Annotated in this window: 3 protein-coding genes and 1 pseudogene; 2 read left to right on the forward strand and 2 right to left on the reverse strand. The window is 64.8% G+C overall.

Annotated features, from left to right (window positions below; translation table 11 throughout):
* Window positions 1-189 (reverse strand): annotated as a pseudogene (locus EOA27_RS27025) (lytic murein transglycosylase); the annotation flags it as partial.
* Between the two features lie 222 nt (window positions 190-411).
* Between EOA27_RS27025 and galU the strand changes: the two are divergent.
* Window positions 412-1,317 carry a UTP--glucose-1-phosphate uridylyltransferase GalU gene (gene galU, locus EOA27_RS27030; RefSeq protein ID WP_126081464.1) on the forward strand — a complete coding sequence of 302 codons (906 nt, stop codon included), beginning with the start codon at window positions 412-414 and terminating at the stop codon, window positions 1,315-1,317.
* A gap of 52 nt (window positions 1,318-1,369) precedes the next feature.
* Here the strand turns inward: galU and EOA27_RS27035 are convergent, their stop codons facing one another.
* On the reverse strand, window positions 1,370-3,160 hold the full coding sequence (locus tag EOA27_RS27035; protein ID WP_126081465.1) for an outer membrane beta-barrel protein: 1,791 nt from the start codon (window positions 3,158-3,160) through the stop codon (window positions 1,370-1,372).
* Window positions 3,161-3,320: 160 nt separating this feature from the next.
* On the opposite strand from EOA27_RS27035, the gene EOA27_RS27040 reads away from it, so the two are divergent.
* Window positions 3,321-3,715, forward strand: a 395-nt coding sequence (locus EOA27_RS27040; protein WP_127257700.1) for an SIS domain-containing protein, incomplete at its 3' end; no start/stop codon positions are given.

Below are 3,715 nucleotides of genomic sequence, written 5' to 3' on the forward strand. Positions count from 1 at the left end.
ACAGCTCATGGACTGATCGTAGACAGCGCCCGAAACGCCGCCCGCCACCGCGGTGGCGCGGAAGCCCGCGACCCACTGGCGGAACCCGGCATCGGCGAAAGCGGGTCCGGCGGGCATCAGCAGGGCCAAGGTCAGGCCGGCTGCGGTCGCCAGTGCCGTCAGGCGCCTCGCGGTGTTGCGAACGGACATCATTTCCTCCTTCGTCAAATCAGGAAGGATCATTCAACGCCGAACCGGGTTAGTATTTAGTTTACCATAGGCGCCGCCGGGAACGAAAAGAGGTGTCGCGGCTTCTAGCTCTCACATTCAACCTGGACGTCCGATAGCCCAACATTCCGGCGTGAAAATGTTTGGGGGGATTGCGGAGCGTGCCGCCGAGCGGATAATTGGCCGAAAAGCAGGGGTGTCAGCATGAAGCGCGTTCGCAAGGCAGTTTTCCCGGTCGCCGGCCTCGGCACGCGGTTCCTTCCGGCCACCAAGGCCATCCCGAAGGAAATGCTGACCGTCGTCGACCGGCCGGTCATCCAATATGTGGTCGACGAGGCGCGCGAGGCCGGCATCGAGCATTTCATCTTCGTGACCGGGCGCAACAAGGCGGTCATCGAGGACCATTTCGACGTCCAGTTCGAGCTCTACGACACGCTCGCCCAGCGCGGCAAGGACGACCAGCTCGCCCGCCTGCAGCGGCTGCAGCCGGCGCCGGGACAGACGAGCTTCACGCGCCAGCAGGTGCCGATGGGCCTCGGCCACGCCGTCTGGTGCGCCCGCGAGCTGGTCGGTGACGAGCCCTTCGCGCTGCTTCTGCCGGACATGATCATGCAGTCGGAAAAGAGCTGCATGAAAAGTATGGTCGAGCTCTATGCCGAGACCGGCAACAACATCGTCGCCGTGCAGGAATGCGACCCAGCGGAAGCGCACAAATACGGCATTGTCGGGCGCGGCGAGGACACGCATCACGGTTTCCGCATCACCGGCATGGTGGAAAAGCCGAAACAGGGCACCGCCCCCTCCAATCTTTACATCAACGGCCGCTACATCCTGCAGCCGGAAATCTTCGGCATCCTGGAAAGCCAGGAACGCGGCGCCGGCAACGAGATCCAGCTGACCGACGCGATGCTGAAGCTAGAGAAGAAGCAGCCCTTCTACGGCTACCACTATAAGGGCCGCACTTTCGACTGCGGCTCGCCGGAAGGGTTCGTCGAGGCCAATGTCGCCTTCGCGCTGTGGCGCAGCGACATGAACGCAAGCATGGCCGGCGTCATCCGCACGCTGCTGGACGAGGTGCGGCCGGTGGAGCGCCGCGGCGCCGCGTTCTAGCCTCTCGGAACCCCTGAATCTCGGCATAGGCTTGGGCCATTGCCGCTACTCTTCAGCGCTGGACCTTCAGACCAAGATAGACGCTGTTGGCCGTATAGTCGCGTCCAGGCAGGTTGCTGGTCAGCTTCTCCGTCCGCATCCTCGTGGTGAGGCCGGCATAGCGGTTGAGCCACCAGGTCAGTCCGGCTTCGGCGCTCAGGATCAGGTCGTGGCCGTCGGAGCCGGTGTAATCGCGCCAATCGAGGCCAAGCGCCGAGTTCGCCGTCAGGTTGGCGCGGATCTGACGCTCGCCGGTCAAACGACCGGAGTAGAGGATATCGCCGCTCTCGCCGGCCGTCGTTGTCGTCTCGACGTTGGTCTTGCCGGTGAGGCCGATGGTGGTGCCGCGCTCGGGGGACCATTTGAGGTCGGCGTTGATGCTCGGCCCTGCCACCGCCGGCAGGCGGCTGTCGTCGATCGCCTCGCGCAGCCAGCCGACGGCGAATTCGCCTGAAAGTTTCTCGCCCATGTCGAGCTCGAGGCCGGCACGCGCGCCAAGCCTGGTCGAGGACCGCTCGAAGCCGTCGGTGTCGACGCGCAGGTCATAGATGCGCCGCCCGGCCTCGACTTCCGTGAAGGGCGTCAGCGCCGGTGAAATCTGATAGCCGGTGCGCAAGGTGGCCGTGTAGAGCGTGTTGTCGCGATCCTTCTGCGAAATGCTGGTTCCATCCGAGAGCTCGGCGTCGCCGTAAAAATCATGGGAGACCGAGCCGGTCAGCGCATAACGCATCTTGCCGACACTTTTTTCGATGCCGAGGCTGCCGTCCACAGTCTGGCGCAGCGGCTGCTGGGTGACACCGGCGATCGCATCTGGCGAGGAGGCCGATTCCGGCGCTGCCTCGTAGCCGAGCTTGGCGATGGCGCGCAGCTCGTTGTCGAGATCGACATTGAGCTGGCCCTCGATGCGGCCCTGCGCATCGTTGATCTTTTGGCCCGAGACGGTGTTGCGGAACTGGCCGTAACCGGTGATCAGAGCCGAATTCTCGCGCCAGTCGGAGGTCGCGGTGAAACGCAGCGCTGTCTCCGACAGGACGGCCGATTTGCCAGTGCTGCTGGAATCGGCGTTCGACGTGGCGGTGAAGCCTTGCTCCAGCGTCGGACGGAAGACAAAGGTGCCGATCCTTACGCCGGGAGCGGCGAAGGGATCTTCCTCCGGCTTGGCCTTCTGTCCATCGATCGATCCGGTACGCTCCTGGCCCGGGTCGAGCTTCTGCTTGTCGACGCTGTCGATGGTGACGGCGCGGCGGTTGCCGCCGTCGCCGGCAGTCGCTGCAGCATCGGCCTGATCACCGGTGGCGGCGGTTGCGGCGGTGGTCGTGTTGTCGGTTGCCTCGCCCGCCTTCTTCTTGGTCTTTTTCTTATCGGCAGTCTTGGTGCTGGCCTTCGTGTCGGCCTTGGCGTCCTGCGTGCGCTGCCTTGCCGTCGAAGGCCGGCGCGGCTTTGCCGGCGCCGTGTCGGCCAGCGGGTCGTTGGCTGCCGGCGGCTGGTCGAAGATGCTGTCCGACGCACCAGCCGTCTGGTCGTCATCCGGAACCGCGCCTGGGCTTGCCGGCTGATAGGTTGTCGGCGCCGTGTCCTGGACGGCGGCGGGAGCGTTCTGATCCTGCGATCCTTGCGCCCGCAACTGCCTGGCCTTGCGCTGCTGGTCGGCAAGTATGGCCGATTCGGAAACCTCGCCGCGCAGTTCGGTTTCCTGCGAAAATGCAGGCGCCGGGCGCAGCAAGGCAAGCGCGCTTGCCGTCAGCAGTGCTGCAACGGCAATGCCCCTTCGACCGATTTTCGTTTCAGGCTGGCCCCCGGACATCGTCACCACTGCTTGCGCGGCGCGGTTGCGCCATACTTACCGAACCGTAAATGCGGATGGTTAACGGAGGGTTGAGACTGACTGCCTGGGTTGCCCGCAAACGAGGGCAAACGGCAATTCCGTTGGACAGGCGGGCGACATGGCGCTAATGGCTTCTGCCATGCATGCGGGGTCCCCAGAAAGAAAGCAGCCGGACAGGCAGGCTGCGATCGAATCGGCGCTGAGAACGGTGGCGACGGAGCAGGCCGGCATGGCGGCCCTGGCCGCCGCACTCGCAGATGGGCTGGCCGAGCCCTTCGCGGCGGCCATCGACCTGATTTCGCGGATCGCGGGCCGCGTCATCGTCACCGGCGTCGGCAAGAGCGGCCATATCGGCTCCAAGATCGCCGCGACGCTGGCCTCGACCGGCACGCCGGCCTTTTTCGTCCATCCGGCGGAGGCCAATCACGGCGATCTCGGCATGATCGCCCGTGACGACGCCATCATCGCCATGTCGTGGTCGGGCGAAACCAAGGAACTGATGGGCATCGTCGCCTATTCCAGGCGCTTTTCCAT

It is taken from the genome of Mesorhizobium sp. M2A.F.Ca.ET.037.01.1.1 (assembly GCF_003998075.1).
GTDB lineage: Bacteria > Pseudomonadota > Alphaproteobacteria > Rhizobiales > Rhizobiaceae > Mesorhizobium.

Excerpts from the sequence above, each read along its gene's own strand:
- EOA27_RS27035 (WP_126081465.1), bottom strand. The coding sequence starts at position 3,160 with ATGTCCGGGGGCCAGCCTGAAACGAAAATCGGTCGAAGGGGCATTGCC.
- galU (WP_126081464.1), top strand. The coding sequence starts at position 412 with ATGAAGCGCGTTCGCAAGGCAGTTTTCCCGGTCGCCGGCCTCGGCACG.